4 protein-coding genes are annotated in these 5,130 nt (G+C 67.8%); all 4 read left to right on the top strand.

The features are described 5' to 3' along the window. Positions 1-99: 99 nt before the first annotated feature. From AB0I88_RS40890 to AB0I88_RS40875, 4 genes are read left to right on the top strand one after another with little or no spacing between them, the layout of a single operon-like run. Positions 100-855 carry a TnsA-like heteromeric transposase endonuclease subunit gene (locus AB0I88_RS40890; protein ID WP_361037624.1) on the top strand — a complete coding sequence of 252 codons (756 nt, stop codon included), beginning with the start codon at positions 100-102 and terminating at the stop codon, positions 853-855. Continuing rightward, positions 852-2,930 (top strand): integrase, encoded by a 2,079-nt coding sequence (locus AB0I88_RS40885; protein WP_361037622.1) that lies wholly within the window; start codon positions 852-854, stop codon positions 2,928-2,930. Before AB0I88_RS40890 ends, AB0I88_RS40885 begins: the two co-directional genes overlap by 4 nt. Further along, a complete protein-coding gene (locus AB0I88_RS40880) occupies positions 2,924-3,964 on the top strand; it encodes a TniB family NTP-binding protein (protein WP_361037620.1) in 1,041 nt (346 codons plus the stop codon). Before AB0I88_RS40885 ends, AB0I88_RS40880 begins: the two co-directional genes overlap by 7 nt. Beyond that, the gene (locus AB0I88_RS40875; protein ID WP_361037618.1) at positions 3,964-5,043 is read left to right on the top strand and encodes a hypothetical protein; all 1,080 of its coding nucleotides are present in this window, start codon (positions 3,964-3,966) and stop codon (positions 5,041-5,043) included. Before AB0I88_RS40880 ends, AB0I88_RS40875 begins: the two co-directional genes overlap by 1 nt. Positions 5,044-5,130 lie beyond the last annotated feature (87 nt).

The following is a 5,130-nucleotide window of genomic DNA, read 5'->3' as shown; positions in this document are numbered from 1 at the left end:
TGTCCCGTCTCAGTGAACTTGCGCGTGTCGCAATGAAGTTGCTCCGACCCGGCGGTTTGTCTCACTACGGTTGCCCCGGCCTGTTGTGGGGAGGGGCTGGTGAGCAGTGACGTTGTGGTTGCCGGTTGGAACGAGATCGGTGTCGAGGTGGAGTACGCAGCCGGTGACGGCGTCGTCGAGCGCCGGCTGTTGACTCAGTGCTTGGGGGTGCGGTTCGAGGACGTGGCTCCGGCGAGGTCGTTTCCGACGTACCGGGGGCAACGCAACTTCCCGGGTTGGTGGTGGTCGTCCACGATGGGCCGTCACGTCGGGTTCGAGTCGTGGCTGGAACGCGATCATGTGATGCTGCTGGATTTCGATCCTCGGGTGACGGCGTTCGCGTCGCAGCCGTTCTGGCTGCGCTGGCCGGCCGGGGACCGGGTCCGGCGGCACCTACCGGACTACTTCGTTCGCTGTGCTGACGGTGTCGGCATGGTGATGGACGTGCGCGCCGACGATCGGATCGAGCCGGTCGACGCAGAGGCGTTCGCTGTGACCGCAGCCGCGTGCGAGGTGGTGGGCTGGCGGTTTCGGCGGGTGGGGACGTTGGATGGTGTGTTCGCCGCGAATGTGCGCTGGTTGTCGCGGTATCGGCATCCACGGTGCGGGCGTCGGGAGGATCTGGTCGGCCGGTTGCTGGAGGTGTTCGCGCAGCCGACTCCGTTGTTCGCCGGAGCGGAACAGGTCGGCGACCGGCTGCTGGTCTTGCCGGTGCTCTATCACCTGCTGTGGTGTCAGGTGCTGGTCGTTGACCTGCGGTCGGCGTTGCTGGGCCCTTCGACGCTGGTCCGGCACAGCGGCTGGGAGCGGTCGTGAAGGCGCGGCGGCCGGGAGTGCTGCGGCCGGGCGACCGGGTGCGCTTCGACAAGGTCGTGCATACGGTTGTCGGGGTATCCGGGACGCTGCTGCTGGTGGCTGACGAGCAGGCCCAGGTGACGGCGATTCGGCTGGCCGAGCTGCAGTCCCGGCCGGATTTCGAGGTCGTGGGTGAACGGTCCCGGGCTCCGGCGTTGTCGTCGACGGCGATCGTCAGCCAGTTGCCGCAACCGGTGGTCGACGAAGCGTTGTGGTGGGAGCGGCATCTGCAGGAGGTGATCCACGGGATGGTGCCGGACGCGCCGGTCGGGTCACGTCCGCGGGCCGGCTACGACCCGGCGGTCACGACGCTGACGCAGCGGGAGCGGGCGAAGGCCGCCGAGTTGGCCGAGGCCGGTCATGCCGTGAATGTCAGCAAGGTCAAGCGGCAGCGGCAGCGTTACGAGACGGGCGGGCTGGCCGCATTGGTGGATCAGCGTCCGCTGCGCCAGCCGTCACGGTTCGGCCGGGCTGATGCGCGGGTGGTTGAGGTGATGCAGGCGGTGATCGCCGAGGCCACCGATGCCTCTACACGCACGGCCAGCTTCCTGGTCTGGCGCACCGGCCAGATCCTGGCCGAGCGGCCCGACGCCGACCAGATCGTGATGCCGTCGCGGGCGACGCTCTACCGGTTGTTGGGCAAGCTGACCGCCGGGCGGCACACCACGGGTTCGGCGCGCACCCGCCGGTCGCAGGACAGTAGCCCGGACGGGCCGTTCAACACGGTGAGCGCCGCGGCGCCCGGTGAGCTGGTGCAGATCGACTCCACCCCACTGGACGTCCTGGTGCTGCTGGACGACGGCACACCGGGCCGGGTCGAGCTGACCGGCATGATCGACGTCGCCACCCGGACGGTTCCTGCGGCGGCGCTGCGCCCGACGACCAAGTCGGTGGACGCCAGCGTGCTGCTGGCCCGGGCGTTGACGCCGGAGCCGATGCGCCCGGGCTGGGCGGACGCGGTGAGGATGTCGCGGTCGGTGCTGCCACACCGCAGACTGCTGGCCATCGACGAGCGGCTGGAACACGCCGCCGCACGGCCGGTGATCGTGCCGGCGACGATCGTGGTCGACCAGGGCAACGTGTTCATCTCCCGCAACTTCCGGGCCTCCTGCGCGGCGCTGGGCATCAACTTCCAGCCCACCCATCCCGGCTCACCGGCGGAGAAGCCGCACATCGAGAAGATGATGTCGGCCGTCGGAACCCTGTTCGCCCAGTTCGTGTCCGGCTACACCGGCTCGAACACCGAACGGCGGGGCCGCAAGGTCGAAACCCAGCCGCTGTGGTCGATGCTGGAGCTGCAGGAACTGTTGGACGAGTGGCTGGTCGCGGCCTGGCAGAACCGGCCGCACGACGGGCTGCGGGATCCGGCCGCACCGGGGCGGATGTTCACCCCGAACGAGAAGTACGCCACGCTCGTCGAATCGGCCGGATACGTGCCGGTCGCCTTGTCGGCCGACGATTACCTCGAGCTGTTGCCGGCCTGCTGGAAAGCGGTCAACGCCTACGGCGTCAAGCTCAAGCACCGCACCTACGACGCCGAGGCCCTCAACCCGCTGCGCCGCCAGCCGTCCGGGATCACCGCCCGCAAGAACCTGTGGGAGGTCCACTACGACCCCTACGACGTGTCCCGAGTCTGGCTGCGCAACCACTGGGAACCGGAAACCGGGTGGATCACCCTGTTCTGGAAGCACCTGCGCCGCGACGGCGTCCCGTTCGGCGAACTGGCCTGGGACCACGTCCGCGCCCAGATGCCCAAAGCGACCGAGGAAGAGATCGCCGCCGCGGTCCAGGATCTGCTGCGTCGCGCCAGCCGGGGACCACAACCCGGCAGCGGCCCGCGAACCTCCAAACGTGACCGGCGGGTCGCCGCCCGCACCCGGGCAACCACCACGCCCCGGCCCGATTCCGCCGAAGAGGTCGCACCCGACCAGCCGGCTGCCGACGAACCCGGCGAGGACCAGAACGACGGCCAGGTCGCGAAGGTGATCCCGCTGGGAATCTTCGACCCCTATCAAGAGGCACGCAAACGATGGTGACCGCACCGGCCGGCGCCACGGACTCGTATGCCGGTCTGCCCGACGACGATCAGCACTGGCAACTGACCACGATCGAGGGCTGGCGACGCTACGTCGACAGCGTCCCCATGGTTCCCGAACTGCTCGATCGGCAGTCCTGGAACCGGCTCGACGACGACCAGCGATTCACCTACGACGAGGCAAGGCTGGCCCATCACGCCCGACTACTGGTCGTCGCCACACCCACCATCCGAAAGGTGATCACCGAAGGACGGCGGCTGTCCTACCTGAACCGGTATGCCGTCTCCGGGCGCTGCGGCCTGATCGTGTCCGGTGTCGCCCGCACTGGAAAGACCACCAGCCTCGCCCAGCTCGGCAAGACCATGGAGGTCATTCACCGGCGACGCCATCCCGAGTCACCGGACGACATTCCGGTGCTCTACATCACGACCCCTCCGGCGGCCACGCCACGGATGATGGCCGTCGAGCTGGCCCGGTTCCTCGGCCTGCCCGTTCCCTCCCGCGCCAACATCACCGACATCATCGAGGCGGTCTGCGGCGTCTGCCTGGACGCCCGCACCGGGCTGATCTGCGTCGACGAAATCCACAACATCAGCCTGACCACCCGCCACGGCGCGGAGACCTCCGACACCCTCAAGTACTTCTCCGAACGCATCCCCGCGACGTTCGTCTACGCCGGCCTCAACGTCGAACGCGAGGGCCTGCTCTCCGGCACCCGAGGGCAACAGATCGCCGGCAGGTTCAGCATGATCCGCACCGGGGCATTCGCCCGTGGCCACGAATGGACGGCCCTGATCGCCACCCTGGAAGACAGCCTGCGACTGCACGCCCACACCCCGGGCACCCTGACCGGCCTCGACGGCTACCTGCACCAACGCACCAACGGCATGATCGGAAGCCTGCTACGACTCATCCGCAGCGCCGCCATCCAGGCCGTCATCGAGGGCAGCGAACACATCACCCGCGCCGACCTCGACGACATCGAGATCGACGTCGCCGCAGAGAACGCCCGGACCGGAAGCCGATCCGCCTGATGAGCAGCAAAGGCATCGCCATCGACCGGCCGCGCCGACTGCCCATCCAAGTCCCCTTACGACCCGGCGAAACACCGGAGTCGTTCGTCCGACGGCTGGCCATCGCGAACCACCTGCGCCCCAGCTATCTACGCAGCTACCTCACCGACCCACCCGGACCGCTCGGCGCCATCCAACTCTGGCGCCTGGCCGCCGTCACCGACCGCACCGAAGCCGAACTCATGCGGGTCATGCCAGGGCTCCAACCCGCCCCGACCAGAACGCCGCAGCCACGACGCAGGAAGGACGTCGACCTACCTACCGCCATACGCCGAGCCGCTGGGATCGACGCCGACGTTCAGCGCCTGAGCAAACACTTCGGTCTCCCACGCCCCACCATAATCAAAGCGCTGACCAGCCAAGTTCCCGCTACTGAGCGATCAGCAGCCCGTTTCAGCCACCAACGCCCTCACCGCAACCCCATCCTGGATGACGTCGCCGACTACCTCGACCAACTCATCGCCGAGCACCCCGACGCCAGCATCTGGTCGATCTGGAAGAAACTCATCCAAGAACGACATACCACAGCCGGCTACGGAACGGTCCGCGACTACATCAACCGCGTCCGAGCAGATCCCACCGACGCAGGCTCCGCCCGTCACCTCCTCAGCAGAGCAGCCCTCTTCGACAAGATCCGTGACGCTGCCGACGGGCAGGACCTGATCAGCAGGCTCGCCGCACAGTTCTCGACCGATCCCGCCGCCGTCGCCCAGGCCCTCGCCGACGGCCCGGCAAAGTTACCCAAAACAAAGAAGTCCCGGCGAAATCCCATCCTGGAGGACCTCCGCCACCACATCGACGACATGATCACCACCGATCCAGGCATCACCGTCGCGACCATCTGGGAACGGCTCGTCGACGAGCACAACGCCGCCGTCTCCTACGGCACCGTCCGCGACTACGTCTCCCGAGAACGCCGCCAGTCCCGCCCTCGATCAAAACCAACCCTCAGCCCGATCCCCGCTGACGGAGAATCGCTGTCCGGAGCACCTGCGCTGAGACAGGCCGAAGTGAACGCGACTGCGGGGCAGCTTCGCTGAGACACCGTCACACTGGCCGTCTCAATCAACCTGCTCCAGTCCAGCTCCCCGATGGGGCATCGGGGCAACTTCGCTGAGACAGGACAG

It is taken from the genome of Actinoplanes sp. NPDC049802, assembly GCF_040656595.1.
In the GTDB taxonomy this organism is placed as follows: domain Bacteria; phylum Actinomycetota; class Actinomycetes; order Mycobacteriales; family Micromonosporaceae; genus Actinoplanes.
The sequence above is the reverse complement of the archived record's forward strand: the minus strand, read 5'-3'. Positions and strand labels throughout refer to the sequence as shown.